Annotated in this window: 15 protein-coding genes; 11 read left to right on the top strand and 4 right to left on the bottom strand. The window is 58.9% G+C overall.

Annotation, left to right across the window (positions count from 1 at the left end):
* Positions 1-116 precede the first annotated feature (116 nt).
* The 3 genes from dcd (at position 117) to ACJO5Y_RS05190 (ending at position 2659) form a co-directional block, all read left to right on the top strand.
* Complete coding sequence (gene dcd / locus ACJO5Y_RS05200; RefSeq protein WP_127331840.1) at positions 117-683, top strand: dCTP deaminase; 567 nt, start codon at positions 117-119, stop codon at positions 681-683.
* Positions 684-723: 40 nt separating this feature from the next.
* Positions 724-1323, top strand: a complete 600-nt coding sequence (locus tag ACJO5Y_RS05195) for a YjaG family protein (RefSeq protein WP_406985362.1) — start codon at positions 724-726, stop codon at positions 1321-1323.
* 64 nt (positions 1324-1387) lie between these two features.
* Positions 1388-2659, top strand: coding sequence for a valine--pyruvate transaminase (locus tag ACJO5Y_RS05190; protein WP_406985361.1), 1272 nt, complete (start codon positions 1388-1390; stop codon positions 2657-2659).
* Here ACJO5Y_RS05190 and ACJO5Y_RS05185 read toward each other — a convergent pair.
* From ACJO5Y_RS05185 to purM, 3 genes are all read right to left on the bottom strand, one after another.
* Positions 2656-3444 (bottom strand): DUF3108 domain-containing protein, encoded by a 789-nt coding sequence (locus tag ACJO5Y_RS05185; protein ID WP_406985360.1) that lies wholly within the window; start codon positions 3442-3444, stop codon positions 2656-2658. The genes ACJO5Y_RS05190 and ACJO5Y_RS05185 overlap by 4 nt on opposite strands.
* Before the next feature lie 78 nt (positions 3445-3522).
* Positions 3523-4197, bottom strand: coding sequence for a phosphoribosylglycinamide formyltransferase (gene purN / locus ACJO5Y_RS05180; protein WP_406985359.1), 675 nt, complete (start codon positions 4195-4197; stop codon positions 3523-3525).
* Positions 4194-5258 carry a phosphoribosylformylglycinamidine cyclo-ligase gene (gene purM / locus ACJO5Y_RS05175; protein ID WP_406985358.1) on the bottom strand — a complete coding sequence of 355 codons (1065 nt, stop codon included), beginning with the start codon at positions 5256-5258 and terminating at the stop codon, positions 4194-4196. The genes purN and purM overlap by 4 nt, the downstream gene beginning before the upstream one ends.
* A gap of 194 nt (positions 5259-5452) precedes the next feature.
* Here purM and ACJO5Y_RS05170 point away from each other — a divergent pair, with 194 nt between their 5' ends.
* From ACJO5Y_RS05170 to ACJO5Y_RS05150, 5 genes are all read left to right on the top strand, one after another.
* The gene (locus tag ACJO5Y_RS05170; protein ID WP_406985357.1) at positions 5453-6691 is read left to right on the top strand and encodes a DUF2066 domain-containing protein; all 1239 of its coding nucleotides are present in this window, start codon (positions 5453-5455) and stop codon (positions 6689-6691) included.
* Between the two features lie 24 nt (positions 6692-6715).
* Positions 6716-7273 carry a CDP-alcohol phosphatidyltransferase family protein gene (locus tag ACJO5Y_RS05165; RefSeq protein WP_406985356.1) on the top strand — a complete coding sequence of 186 codons (558 nt, stop codon included), beginning with the start codon at positions 6716-6718 and terminating at the stop codon, positions 7271-7273.
* Entirely contained in the window at positions 7252-7968 is a 717-nt protein-coding gene (hda, locus tag ACJO5Y_RS05160; protein ID WP_406985363.1) for a DnaA regulatory inactivator Hda, read from the top strand. Before ACJO5Y_RS05165 ends, hda begins: the two co-directional genes overlap by 22 nt.
* Before the next feature lie 83 nt (positions 7969-8051).
* The gene (locus ACJO5Y_RS05155) at positions 8052-8849 is read left to right on the top strand and encodes a ParA family protein (protein ID WP_406985355.1); all 798 of its coding nucleotides are present in this window, start codon (positions 8052-8054) and stop codon (positions 8847-8849) included.
* A gap of 13 nt (positions 8850-8862) precedes the next feature.
* The gene (locus tag ACJO5Y_RS05150) at positions 8863-9207 is read left to right on the top strand and encodes a YqcC family protein (protein ID WP_406985354.1); all 345 of its coding nucleotides are present in this window, start codon (positions 8863-8865) and stop codon (positions 9205-9207) included.
* Positions 9208-9227: 20 nt separating this feature from the next.
* Here ACJO5Y_RS05150 and nadC read toward each other — a convergent pair whose 3' ends face one another.
* Positions 9228-10067, bottom strand: coding sequence for a carboxylating nicotinate-nucleotide diphosphorylase (gene nadC / locus ACJO5Y_RS05145; protein WP_406985353.1), 840 nt, complete (start codon positions 10065-10067; stop codon positions 9228-9230).
* A gap of 230 nt (positions 10068-10297) precedes the next feature.
* On the opposite strand from nadC, the gene ACJO5Y_RS05140 reads away from it, so the two are divergent.
* The 3 genes from ACJO5Y_RS05140 (at position 10298) to ACJO5Y_RS05130 (ending at position 14134) form a co-directional block, all read left to right on the top strand.
* On the top strand, positions 10298-12541 hold the full coding sequence (locus ACJO5Y_RS05140; protein WP_406985352.1) for a DUF1631 domain-containing protein: 2244 nt from the start codon (positions 10298-10300) through the stop codon (positions 12539-12541).
* A 76-nt stretch (positions 12542-12617) separates the two neighbouring features.
* The gene (gene ampD / locus ACJO5Y_RS05135; protein ID WP_406985351.1) at positions 12618-13247 is read left to right on the top strand and encodes a 1,6-anhydro-N-acetylmuramyl-L-alanine amidase AmpD; all 630 of its coding nucleotides are present in this window, start codon (positions 12618-12620) and stop codon (positions 13245-13247) included.
* Positions 13247-14134, top strand: coding sequence for a histidine kinase (locus tag ACJO5Y_RS05130; RefSeq protein WP_406985350.1), 888 nt, complete (start codon positions 13247-13249; stop codon positions 14132-14134). The genes ampD and ACJO5Y_RS05130 overlap by 1 nt, the downstream gene beginning before the upstream one ends.
* Positions 14135-14183: the final 49 nt, after the last annotated feature.

Below are 14183 nucleotides of genomic sequence, written 5' to 3'. Positions count from 1 at the left end.
CGCCGCAACCCCCACACTCGCAGGCCTAAGGGCGGAACCCCCAGAGGCTTCGACAGACACCCTGCTAACGGGTAAACTACGCCTCAATTTTTCCCAGCGAAAACGAGACTTCACCCATGAGCATCAAATCCGATAAGTGGATTCGCCGGATGTCCGCAGAACACGGCATGATCGAGCCCTACGAGGCCGGCCAGGTCCGTGAAACCGAAAAAGGCCGAGTCATCTCCTACGGCACCTCCAGCTACGGCTACGACGTACGCTGCAGCAACGAATTCAAAATCTTCACCAACGTTCACTCAGCCACCGTCGACCCCAAAAACTTCGACGACAACAGCTTCGTGAACTACACCGGTGACGTCTGCATCATCCCGCCGAACTCCTTTGCCCTGGCGCGGACCGTAGAATACTTCCGTATCCCCCGCAGCGTACTCACCATCTGCCTGGGCAAATCCACCTACGCGCGCTGTGGCATCATCGTCAACGTCACACCGCTGGAACCGGAATGGGAAGGGCAGGTGACCCTGGAATTCTCCAACACCACCAACCTGCCGGCCAAAATCTACGCCAACGAAGGCGTCGCCCAGATGCTGTTCTTCGAGTCCGACGAAATCTGCGAAACCAGCTATAAGGACCGGGGCGGCAAATACCTTGGCCAGACCGGCGTTACGTTGCCCAAGACATGAAGGCATCCTGCCGATTTACTGAGCAATACCGGAGGCTGACTTGAACGCCAATCAGTTTCTCAAAGCGGTCTCACAACTCCAGGGCTGGCGGGAATGCGCATTCCTGCTGGCGCTGGCCGAGCGCTCGTTTCCCAACTACGCCCTGTTTGCGGATGCCGTAGAGCTGAAAACCGGTGCCAAAATGCGCCAACTCATGGACCTGGCCTGGGACATGCTTCAGAAGGACGCCTCGGAAGCGGCTATTCCCCAATTACTGGCGAAGCTGGAAGCCCTGTCCCCGGACGTGAACGCCTACGACGCCTACGGAGTCTACCCGGCGTTTGATTTTTGCCAGCTGCTGGAGCAGGCACTGTTGAACCGGCTCAACCCGGCTAAGCATCGTGCCACCGAGGCCTCCGGAATCGCCACCACCACGGTTATGAACTTCGTGGAAATGTCCGAAGGCGAAGATCTCGACGAGGATGAACTGGTCAGGCTGCTGGACCAGCACCCGCTTATGAAGGAAGACAAGGCGTTCCAGCGGGATCTGGTGCTTGACCTCAAGCGACAACGCACACCCACCAGTCAGTTTGTCGAGCGACTGCGTCAGCAAGCCGTCAATGACGGCGTGAGCAACCTGGGTGTTTCCCTCGGAGACTAGCCTGCGGTTGCTGCGCCACTGTCCTACACTGAATCCGTAACCCCCTGTTGAATTGGTAAGTCTCATGAAACTTTCAGCTTTTGGTCGGAAATTTACCGCCGATGCCGGCATCACCTCGTTGATGGATGACCTGGGTAATGCGCTGGCCTCCGGTGACGACATGATCATGATGGGAGGCGGCAACCCGGGGCACATTCCCGAGATTCAGCAGAGGGTTCAGGAAATACTGGCGAATATCTGTCAGACGCCCGCTGATATGCGCCGGCTGGTGGGGATCTACGATCCGCCCCAGGGCGAAAAGCAGTTCATCGCGTCCCTGGCGGATTTGCTCAACCGTGAGTATGGCTGGGGGCTCAAGCCCGAGAACATTGCGCTCACCAACGGCAGTCAGTCCGCCTTTTTCATGCTCTTCAACATGTTCGGCGGAGAATACGGCGACGGCCTGCGCAAACACATCCTGCTGCCGCTGGCGCCGGAGTACATCGGTTACGCGGACGCCGGCATCGAGCCGGGCCTGTTCCACGCCGTACAGCCGGATATCTCGTTTACCGATGCCCATGAGTTCAAGTACCGGGTGGATTTTGACGCGGTCGAGGTGACCGGGGAAACCGGCGCAATCTGCGTATCCAGGCCCACCAACCCGACGGGCAACGTCATCACCGATGAAGAGCTGGCCAGGCTTGAGCAACTGGCTCGCCAGCATGACGTGCCACTCATCGTGGATGGCGCCTATGGCACCCCGTTCCCGAACCTGTTGTTTGTGGACGCCACGCCGACCTGGAACGACCAGATCATCCTGTGCCTGAGCTTGTCCAAGCTCGGTTTACCGGCAGCCCGCACCGGTATTGTTATTGCCTCTGAACCGGTGATCAAGGCGCTTTCCGGGATCAATGCGATCATGAATCTGGCCACCGGCAGCTTTGGCGCCATGCTGGCGGAGCCTCTGGTGCGTTCCGGGGAGATTCTTTCCCTGAGCCGGGATGTGGTGTGCCCGTTCTACAAGGCCAAGATGGAGAAGGCGGTGGCCGTTTTCCGGGAAGCCATGGGTGAGGATGCCTGCCACTGGTATGTCCACAAGCCTGAGGGTGCCATGTTCCTGTGGTTGTGGTTCCCGGATTTGCCGATCAGCAGCCTGGAACTCTATCAGCGTCTCAAGGCCCGGGGCGTGTTGGTGGTTTCCGGTCATTACTTTTTCCCGGGTTTGCCGGATGAAGACTGGAAGCATCGCCATGAGTGCCTGCGGGTGACCTACTCACAGGATGATGACAGGGTTGCGGAAGGTCTGCGTATTATCGCGGATGAGGTCAAAGCGTTGTGGGCCGCCCACAACGGCTAGCGGCGGATTTCTGCGTCATCAATCCTGATTTCGTAGCGGCTGCCGTCGGGCTCAACCTGTAGCAGTCGGACCAGCAGGTATTCCTGGTCCGGGGCGAACCACATCAGGGTCTGGCGTTTGCTGTCGTCGTCACGGACTTTCTCGGCCTTGAGAGTTATCATCTCGCCCTGGTCGGTTTGCAGGGTCTCTTCGTCAATCACTGCAAAACGGTCAGTGTCGTAATCGCCCTTGTCGATGACGCGGTACTCCATTTCCCTTTTGCCCGCGCGTATGTCCTGATGAAGCTGGAGTTGATGACCCATTGGGTCCAGTGCCCCGTCCTCCAGTTCCAGTGAGAACCTGTCCCCTTCATGGTGACCGCTTACAACCCGGTTGTCCCAGTCAAAATCGATAGCCTCCTTGCGATCCCTGATCAGAAAACCCGACAGCTTATAGCGATACCTGAGAGGGACAACCCGGTTGTTTTCCCATCGCAGGATCAGGGACTCCTCGATATCCGCAATGAATGAGTCAACGTCGGTCCTGTAGACCCAGGTGCCGTCATCCCGTTCAGTCAGGCTTCGGGTGGCGCTGCCGTTCAGGGAGATGCCTTTGTCCATGGACGCGCTGTAGCTGGCCTTCAGCGGCAGGAGAGGGGGGTAATCAGATGCCTGTGCGCGGGATTGCTGCTGCGAACCTTCGGCTTCCCCTTGTGAGTCGTCTGCCAGGGCAGGGGTTGGGGAGAAGGTCAGGGCCGCACAGGCAATGATGGCGGCGGGAAATCTGACCAAAAGGGACGCAGTCATGGTGTCGCTCCTGTTGCGCTAGGCTACATGATCTCGTCAGTGTAGCCCGTCTGACCACAAGGGAGGGTGACAATCTGTTTAGTGTACGACCCTTTCATCGGGAAGTCGCATGGGTTTGTTCAGCAGTTCGCCATCAAACAGGACGTAGTCTGTGCCCAGTTGGATGCGCCCCTCGCAGAACCAGCGAATCACGATGGGATAGAGCAGGTGCTCCTTCTCCTGGACTTTCTCCGCAAGGGATTCAGCGGTGTCATCCGGATCGATCGTGACCTCGGCCTGGGCGATCACCGGGCCGCCATCCAGTTCTTCCGTGACGAAATGGATGGAAACGCCATGAACCTTGTCGCCGGCATCCAGTGCGCGCTGATGAGTATTCAGCCCGGTGTATTTGGGAAGCAGGGAGGGGTGGACGTTCAGCATGGTGCCCCGGAGCGCCCGCACGAAATCGGTGGTCAGGATGCGCATGAAACCGGCCAGGACGACCAGATCCGGATTGTGGCGGCGAATCTCAGCCATCAGTGCGCCGTCAAATTCTTCCCGTGACCCGTAATCCTTGTGGTTCACCACGAAGGTGTCGATGTTGGCCTGGGCTGCCCGCTCCAGTGCAAAGGCCTGCGGCCGGTTGCAGCCCACCGCCACAATTTGTCCCGGGAAGTCCCGTTCGCGGCTGGCATCAATCAACGCCTGAAGGTTGGTGCCGCTGCCAGAGGCGAGTACCAGGATGCGGGGCTGAGGTGCTGGATCGGCATTCATTCTGCGAGAAGCCCCGGAGCATAGCGGACGACGGATTTCGCCGTTGTATCGCCTGCGCTTTCGATGACGCCAATCTGCCAGGCCTTTTCATCCATGGAGGTGAGCGTATCGAGAGCGAGGTCCTTCTGGTTCGCCGGCACACAGACAATCATGCCCACGCCGCAGTTAAAGGTGCGGTACATTTCCTCGCTGGCAACGCCACCGGCATCCTGCAGCCACTGAAAAACGGGCGGCAGCGTCCAGCTTGCGGTATCAATTGCTGCAATGGAGCCATCCGGCAGTACCCTGGGAATATTCTCCGGCAGGCCGCCACCGGTAATGTGTGACAGGGCCCGGACATCCACTTCACGGAACAGCTGAAGCAGGTTTTTAACGTAAATGCGCGTTGGGGCCATCAGGGCTTCGGCCAGGGTGCCGTCACCCATGGGCTGGCTCAGGTCGACCTTGCTGACCTCGATGATCTTGCGAATCAGCGAATAGCCGTTTGAGTGCGGGCCTGACGAACCCAGCGCGATAAGCACATCGCCGTTCTGTACCCGGCTGCCATCAATAATCTCGCTGCGCTCGGCAACACCCACACAGAAGCCGGCCAGGTCATAGTCGTCACCTTCGTACATACCCGGCATTTCGGCGGTTTCACCGCCAACCAGTGCACAACCCGCCTGTTCGCAGCCTTCACCGATACCGGCCACCACCTGGGCAGCGACATCGACGTTCAGCTTGCCGGTTGCGTAGTAATCGAGGAAAAACAGGGGCTCGGCGCCACCGACCACAAGATCGTTTACGCACATGGCAACAAGATCAATGCCGATGCTGTCGTGCTTTTGCAGTTGCATGGCCAGCCGCAGTTTGGTGCCAACGCCGTCAGTGCCTGATACCAGTACCGGCTCACGGTAACCGGCGGGGATGGAAACCATGGCGCCAAAACCGCCCAGCCCCCCAAGCACTTCCGGACGGCGGGTACGGGCTGCCGTGTCCTTGATGCGGTTGACGAGTTCGTTACCTGCGTCGATATCAACGCCGGCATCGCGATAGGTAAGGGAGGGCTTCTGTTCGCTCATGGTGTGCTTAACCGTTTTGGCCAGTGGGTCAGGCGGCGGATTTTAACAGGTGAGAGGTGGCGCTCCAAATTGATTTTCCGAAATCCCCGTTAGCTACTCACGACTCGGGCCATGGTGTATCCTATGCGCCATTCAGGCGAATTGCAGGGTGTTTCATGTCATTATCAGGACGAATTTCGACACGGGCAACGCGAATGATTCGGTGGATTCTGCCGATTGTCGGCACACTGGTGCTGCTGGCGGCCTTTCCCGCTGGCGCGGTGACGGTGACCGGATTGTATTCCGTTGAGGTTCCCGTGGCCGGATCCCAGCCAGGCGAGCTGAAGCAGGGTTATGCCGACGGCCTCGAAAAGGTATTTGTTCGGATATCCGGGAGCAGCGATATTCTGAGTTACGACGGAGTGCAGGAACTTCTTGCTGATGCCGAGTCTCTGCTCCAGTCCTATCAGGTGCTGAGCCGGCAGGAGGGCGATCGGCTGCGGATGAGCTTCGGAGCAGTGGGCGTCAACCGCGCCCTGGCCTCAATCGACGCTCCGGTATGGGGCGCGAACAGGCCGCTGACCCTGGCCTGGGTCGCGGTGGAAGAGCGGGGCTCCCGTTCGTTGCTGACCGCCTCTGATGGAGACGGTGACAGCCGCTGGTCGGAAGCGTTCCGGCAGGCCGCTGCGGACCGAGGCTTGCCGCTGAATTTCCCGCCACGGTCGATGGCGGACGATCGTGAGCTGTTGTCTGATATCTGGGGGCAATTCACCGGCAGAGTGAAATCGGCGTCAGAGCGTTTTGATCACGATCTGATGGCGCTGGTTCGGGTGAACCGCTCCGGTAATCAGTGGCGTGCGGGCTGGATTTTTGACGGCATGGGCATGGATGAGGGTGAGCAGTCCGTGACCGCAGCCAGTGAGCGAGAGCTGGCAGATAAGGTGGTTGGTCTCTGGGCTGACGCGTTTGCCAGTCGCTACGCCGTCGCTGCTGGCGATGTGGGGGATTTGCCGCAGGTCGAGATTGTTGTTCGAGGTGTGGGCACGCTGCAGGATTACGGCAATATCATTAACGTGCTTGATGATCTGACCCCGGTGCAGGACGTCGGCGCGTCCCGGGTGGCCGGTGATCAGCTCACCCTCAGGATTGCGTTTTCGGGGGAACTGGAGCAGTTGCGTGAATACATTGCGCTGGATACGCGCTTTGTTCCTTTATCCGAGTCGGAAGTGGTGAATAGCGCGCCTTCCGAAGAGCCCTCTCCGGAGCAGGGCCCGGAAGCTACTACTGATCAGGCGGTGGAGGAATCCCCGGATGCCATGTCTGATCCGCTGTTTGCCTACCAGCCGCTGCTGGGGGACGCAGAAGAATCTGAAGAAGCCTTTGAGTCGCTGTACGAAATTCTCCATTATCGCTGGCAGCCAGCCTCGGTGATCGGTTCGGATGATGCCGAGTAACCCAAGGGGAGAGGGAGCCTGCTAATGTCAGAACGGTGGCGCTGGATACCCAATGCCCTGACGTTTTTGCGCTTCGTGCTGATTGTTCCTTTCGCCGCCGCGCTGTTGGCGATCGAATACCGCATGGCTCTGGGGATATTCCTCCTGGCCGCCGCCACGGATGCCTTTGATGGTTTCCTGGCTCGCCAGTTCAACTGGAAGTCCAGGCTGGGGGCCATCGCGGACCCGCTGGCGGACAAGGCTCTGCTCATTACCGCCTACCTGATGCTCACATTGACCGGGGTGCTGCCATTCTGGCTTTTTGCCCTGGTCCTCGGGAGAGATCTGCTGATCGTTATTGGTGGGTTGGCTTTCCACTACGGCGTCGGACGCTTCGAAATGGAACCCAGTATGCCGGGAAAATTCAATACTCTGGTCCAGATACTGGTGGTGCTTGCTATCATTGTACTGCTGGCGGGGCTACCGATGCCGTCATGGGCCCTGGAAGCCGGCATTCTGCTGGTTGCGGTTGCAGCGGTGGCCAGCGGTGGACACTACCTGGTTGTCTGGGGTGGCCGGGCCTGGAGGGCAAAACGGCAGTGAGTTCGTCACAGATGACCCTGGGAGTCAAACTGCGGGATGACGCAAGGTTTGACAACTTTCATGGCGACCGGAATGCCGGGGCCGCAAGCCGCCTGGAGGCGATCTGTCGTCAGGTCGCCCGCGTGCCTGTCGTGGTGGTGTGCGGTGATGCGGATACGGGTAAGAGCCATCTGTTGCAGGCAGCCTGTCATTTCATGGAGAGCCATGAAGAGGCAGCGGTTTGCGTCAGTATCCAGGAATTGTTGCCGTTTGGGCCAGAAGCCCTGTCGGGGCTTGAGAACCAGGCGCTGATCTGTCTTGATGACGTTGATCTCATCGCCGGCCGGGCCGATTGGGAAGAGGCTGTTTTTCACCTGTACAATCGCGTGTTGGACAACAACCACCTGTTGCTTGTCAGTTTATCGGAAGTACCCGGTTCCGTGCCGTTTGTATTGCCGGATCTGGTGTCGCGGCTTACCCATGGGTTGCTGCTCCAGTTGGGCATCTACCGGGATGATGATCGCCTGAGAATTCTGATGGCGAGGGCGGAACAGCGCGGGCTGGTGATGGGTGATGATGTGGCCGGCTTTATTCTGCGGCGTGCACCACGCCGGTTGGGCGAGTTGCTGGGGATTCTTGACCGTCTGGATGAGAATTCCCTGCAGGCGCAGCGCAGGTTGACCATACCCTTCGTTAAATCGGTCATGGGCTGGTGAAGGGCCAACAGTATCCATAATAACGTACGTGTACCGGGGCAGACAAAAGGCGGGCTCCCGGATGCCACGGTCAGGGGGGAGAAATGAGACGAGTCGTTTTCAATCAGAAGGGTGGTGTCGGTAAATCCAGTATTACCTGTAACCTGGCTGCCATCAGTGCGGCCCGGGGCAAGCGTACGCTGGTGGTGGATCTGGATCCCCAGGGGAACTCAACGCACTACCTGCTGGGTAAGCCTGCGGCGGATCTGAAGGATACCGTCGCGGATATGCTGGAGCAGACGGTGGCTTTTACGGTTTTCAACCGCCGCCCGGACGAATTCGTTCACGCATCTCCGTTCGACAACCTGTTTGTTATGCCTTCCAGTCCGGAGCTGGATTTTCTTGAGCGCAAGCTTGAGGCCAAGCACAAGATATACAAGCTCCGTGAGGCTTTGAAAAAGCTGGGCGAGTCGTTCGATGCCATATACATCGATACCGCGCCGGCCCTGAACTTCTACACGCGTTCTGCACTGATTGCCGCCCAGCGGTGCCTGATTCCGTTCGATTGTGATGATTTCTCCCGCCAGGCGCTCTACAGCATCCTCCATGAGATTCAGGATCTCCAGGAAGACCATAATGAGGATCTGGTTGTGGAAGGTATTATCGCCAATCAGTTCCAGCCGCGGGCGAGCCTGCCAAAGCAGCTTGTTCGTGAGCTGATGGAAGAGGGGCTGCCTGTGCTTCCGGTGCGTCTGTCCAGTTCCGTCAAGATGAAAGAGTCACACCAGAGCCGGCAGCCACTGATCCATATGGCGCCAAAACACGCACTGACCAGGCAGTACGAAGACCTGTTCCGGGTCCTGCACGGAGAGACCGTGGAGCTGGAACCGCTTGCGGACTGATCGCGGAGAGGTTATGTCACAGTCATCCGCTCACGGGCAGGTTGGAGAAGTCGCGGACAGCCTGCTCAGAATAGAGGTAGAGCTTAGGCGAATGGGGGTATGGGAAAGTCAGTCGCCACCCCCGGAGGCATTCCAGAGCACGCAGCCGTTTTGCGTCGATACCCTGGAGTTTACCCAGTGGCTGCAGTTTGTGTTTGTCGCCAGGTTGAAAATCCTGATCGAGAATGATCACCCCCTACCGGCGGTATCCGGTATTGCGCCCATGGCGGAAGAGCATTTCCGGGGGCGTCCCGGATCCGGTGAGGCGCTGATCCGGGAACTCGAGGCCATGGACCTGTTGTTGTCCGGGGAGGGTTAACGAATTAGCCAGACGGGACACTAGTCCAGGCGCATGGACAGGTCGATAGCCCTGACGTCCTTGGTTAGCGCGCCTATGGAGATGTAATCAACGCCGGTTTCCGCAACAGGCGCCAGGGTGTCGGCATTGATTCCTCCGGATGCTTCGAGTTTCGCCCTGCCAGCAGTGATGGCCACTGCCTTAACCATGTCCTCCAGGGAGAACTCGTCGAGCATGATGATATCGGCGCCTGCGTCCAGCCCCTGCTGGAGTTCCTCCAGGTTTTCGGTTTCCACTTCCACCGGGCGTCCGGGGGCAATCCGTCGGGCTTCACTGACGGCCCGGGCGATGGACCCGCAGGCCGCAATATGGTTTTCCTTGATCAGGAAGGCATCCCACAAGCCAATACGGTGGTTATAACAGCCTCCGCAGCTGACCGCGTACTTCTGCGCCAGGCGCAAGCCGGGCAGCGTCTTGCGGGTATCCAGTAGTTTTACTCCGGTGTGGGTAACCCGCTCCGCAAACGAAGCGCATGCCGTTGCCGTTGCCGAGAGGGTCTGCAGCCAGTTAAGGGCAGCCCGCTCTGCGGTCAGTAGGCCCCGGGCCGGCCCCTGAAAGCTGAACAGGACGCTGTCTGGCTCCACGCGGTCGCCATCCTGCACGTTCCATGTCAGCTCAAGGGCCGGATCTACCTGGCGGAACACCTCGTCGACCCACTGGCGCCCGGCGATTACCGCGGATTCACGGGTAATGACGCGCCCGGCGCTGATTTTGTCAGCCGGAATGAGCTGTGCCGTGATGTCACCGTCACCAATGTCTTCCCGCAAACTGTGGGCGACGGATTCAACGCGGGATTGGCGAAGCAGTTCGGCTGGAATCATGATAGCTGTCCGGTAAAGAAGGTTATCGAATCGGGTTTGGTGTCTGTGGCGTGATTCTATAGCCCGGCAGCGAATTCGCCAAACCGGAGGCTGCCGGCTGCTAGAATGTGAACTGCATCTCCTGGTCACAAAAGGTGACAAAATCTGACACAAGGTGACGTTGAAACGACATAGGATGTGAACTGGAATAGAGCCCGATTCGTTTGTCAGTCAATACCCGGAGCAGCCAGATGGCGCAGGATAGCAAGGTGGTCAGTTTTTCATCCCGGAAGCCCGGAGGCCGGTTTGCCTTGCCCCATGCCCTGGTGAGACTACGTGACGCATCGGGGCAGTCTCTGAAGTCGGTGTTGGCCGGTTTTTTTGACCGGGCGGACGATGCGCTGTTCGAACTTGCGGACAAAGCCGGTTCCAATCAGGATCAGACCGCCTATTTTGATGCAATGCGGGAGTTGCGTTTACGCCGCAAGTTAATGACCGTTTCCATCCTCCAGTATGTGAGCAGGGCATTCAACGATATTGGCAAGTTCAATCCCGACAATGCCGGAGGCAGTCTGGAAGACGTGGATCAGGATTCCCTGAGCCTGGTCGATCATTCGGAGCTGGAGCAGCGCGTGGCCATTGAGAATCTGGTCAACAAACTGCGTAACAGGCATGCCGAAGCCATTCGGATGCTCAATGCCCGGGTGGGTCACCTGATGCCCTCTTTTTCCCTCACCAACAGCCAGATGCCCCTCAGCCCGGAAGTGATCTGCGGCGGTCTGGGGGAGGCCTGCTCGGACCTGGACATCGATATTCGCGCCAAGCTGGTGGTTCTTAAACTTTTTGACCGCCTGCTGGCGGATACGCTTGGCGAACTCTACGAGGAAGCCAATCGCACCCTGATTGACGAAGGCGTGCTGCCGGACATGAAGCGGCCGCCCACGGGCCATCGTACCGGGGCTCGTTCCCCGCAGGCTTCTGATGTGTCTCGTTCGTCTGACAAGGCGAATACCGGTGGAGCGGAGGAGAAGGCGACAGGCGGGGGCGGGGCAACTGCCGGCCAGACCGGTGGGACCTTCTCCGAGCTGAGCGCGCTGTTACATCAGGGGCGCGATGACGACGGTCAAACCGTGGCCGGGGGGCAGGGGTTTCTCGATACAAACCACTTGATGGCGAGGCTCAACGCTATCCAGTCGCTACCCGGAGAATGGACCCAGGGGCGTGTGGTGTCCCTGGGGGAACAATTGCAGCCAGTACTCAGGGCCGACAATGGCCAGTCCTATGTTGTCGGTCAGGTGGACAACGATGTGATCAACCTGGTGTCCATGCTGTTCGATTTCATCCTGGAAGACCGTCAGTTGCATCCGGTCATGAAGGCGTTGATTGGTCGGCTGCAGATTCCGGTGCTGAAAGTTGCCCTCAGTGACAAGAACTTTTTCAACCGTGGCGGCCATCCGGTTCGCAAGTTGCTCAACGAGCTGGCCATGTCCGCGATTGGCTGGACCGAGAAGCAGGGCCGCCAGCGCGATCCCTTGAGGGAGAAGATCGAGTCCGTGGTTGACCGGGTGCTGAACGAGTTCACCGACAATGTGGATCTGTTCAGTGAATTATTGACGGATTTCAGCCATTTCATGGACCTCGATCGCCGGCGCAGAGATCTGGTGGAGCAACGCCTGCGGGATGCGGAAGAAGGGCGTGCAAAACAGGAACGTGCGGCCGAGTCGGCTGATCAATTGCTGGCTGAGGTGACTGCCGGGCGGGAATTACCCGAGCCGGTCGACAATCTGATGAGAGAGGCCTGGAGCAAGTATCTTCAATGGAAGGTGTTGCGGGAAGGGGAGGAGAGTGAGGGCTGGACCGCTGCTGCGGAATTGACGCGTAAACTGGTATGGAGTGTGGATCCGCAGCCGGTAACTGACGATACACGCACCGAGTTATTGCGGGCGATTCCATCCATAGTGGATGACTTGCGTCATGCGTTACAGGAAATTTCCTGGGACCCGTTTGCCACTGACGCGGCGATCCGCGACCTAGAGCTGGCACATGTAGATGTCTTCCAGCAACTGGTAACGTCGAGGGTGGCATCCTCACCCGAGGAGCCTCCCGAGGAAGTCGCAGAAGCTCCTGCCGTTGAGCAGAATCAGCCTGCTGAGCCCCCGCCCGAACCCGATACCGAGGCCTCTGTCGCGCAGGCGACATCTGAACCGGAGATCGAACAGGCCTGGCTGGACCGTGCGGATAGCCTGCGGGTCGGCTCCTGGATCGAGCGGGCCCGGGACGGCGTCAAAACCCGTTGCAAGCTGGCGGCGTTCATCAAGGCGACGGGCAAGTATATTTTCGTCAACCGCAGCGGCGCCAAGGTGGCTGAGTATCACCGGGAATCCCTGGCGCAGGCGATGGCTTGCGATGAAATCACCATGCTTGACGATGGCCTGATCTTTGACCGTGCGCTGGAATCCATCATTGATAACCTGCGAAGCAGTCGCAAGGACTGACCCGCCGTAGCAACCCGGGCAACTTTGTGCTTCAATCAGGGCAGATATCAACAGCGACAAACCTGCTGGATTTACCTTGCCTGACTCGATTCAAAGCCAAAACGACATAACCTGTACCCAAGCCTCCATTGACCATTTGCGCCGCACCGGTCGAATTTCCGGAGTGCGCTGGTGCCCGTCCCCCAATTTCGGGCCGAGGCCCGAGGACGCTGATATATCCCTGCTGGTTGTCCATAATATCAGCCTCCCGCCGGGTCAGTTCGGCGGCGACGCGATTGAACGCTTTTTCTGCAATTGCCTGGATACTTCGGAGCATCCGTATTTTGAAACCATTGGCGAGCTCAGGGTGTCGGCCCATGCCCTGATCCGGCGGGACGGCGGTGTGGTTCAGTTCGTCAGTATGCTGGAGCGCGCATGGCATGCCGGCCGCTCCTGTTTTGACGGGAAAGAAGAGTGCAACGATTTTTCCATCGGTATAGAGCTGGAAGGCGCCGATGACATTCCCTACACGCCTGAACAGTACCAGCGCCTGGCGGAGCTTTCCGCCCTGATCATGCGGGCGTGGCCGAAAATCACCGGTGAGCGTATTACCGGCCACAGCGATATCGCGCCGGGCCGAAAGACGGATCCAGGTCCCGCCTTTGACTGGGATCAATACCGCCACCAGTTGGCCACATTGGAAGCAACCACACGGGGGACCCGCTGATGACACTGGTGGTGTTCCTGCTTGCATGGCTGGTCCGTCGGCGGCTGGATCTGTCCGGTGCACTGTCTGGGGACCGGCTTTGGCGCGCCTGGTTTCAAACTGGCCGGTCGGCCGAGGCTGGTCATGAAGGGGGCATTCGTTGGGGGTTGGTGCGGGTTGTGGTGCCTGCATTATTGCTGTCAGGACTGGTCGGGTTGGCGGCGACCCAGGGCTGGCGAATGGCGATCTATCCACTGGAGTTCCTGTTGTTACTGCTGCTGATGGGGGCGCCCGGATGGAAACCATTGCTTAGGGCCTACAGCGAGGCCTGGAGCAGAGGGGACATGCAGGCCGCCTGGCATCACATCAAGGATTGCCTGCCGGCGGACGAGCGGGGGCAGGCAATATCACCGGATGAAATGCACCTGGCCCTGTCGAAAAAGCTGATCGTCACGTTGTTTGAACGGTTCTTCCTGGTGGCCTTCTGGTATGTAGTGGGCGGTATTGGTCTGGCCTTCCTGGCGAGAGGGCTGGTGGCATTGCAGGAACAATGGCCCCAGGCGGCGGCACGCCCCCGATTCGCCCGCATCGCAGGATGGGTCAACTGGATTCCGGCCAGGTTGCTGGCCTGCACCTTTGGCCTGGCGGGAGATCTCGCGGGCTGGTTGAAGGAGGTTCGGGGCTTGCTGTTTACCCTCGGGCCGGCAACCGACCGCGTGCTGATTCAGGCGGCCAACGGCGCGCTGACCGGATACGCACTGGACCCCGCACGATTTTCCAGGGTGCATCCGGATGAGTGGACCGCATTCGGGGGCAGAAGCCTGGGGGCCATTCGCGATTTGCTGAACCGGAGCATGCTGGTATGGATTTGTGGCATTGCTCTATTGGTTATCGCCGGAGTGGTTTGACGCTTCGATTTTGACAAACGTGACAGGCTGACAACAAAAGCACTAAAGT

Origin of the sequence: Marinobacter alkalisoli, from assembly GCF_045449855.1 — a bacterium.
GTDB lineage: Bacteria > Pseudomonadota > Gammaproteobacteria > Pseudomonadales > Oleiphilaceae > Marinobacter.
The sequence above is the reverse complement of the archived record's forward strand: the minus strand, read 5'-3'. Positions and strand labels throughout refer to the sequence as shown.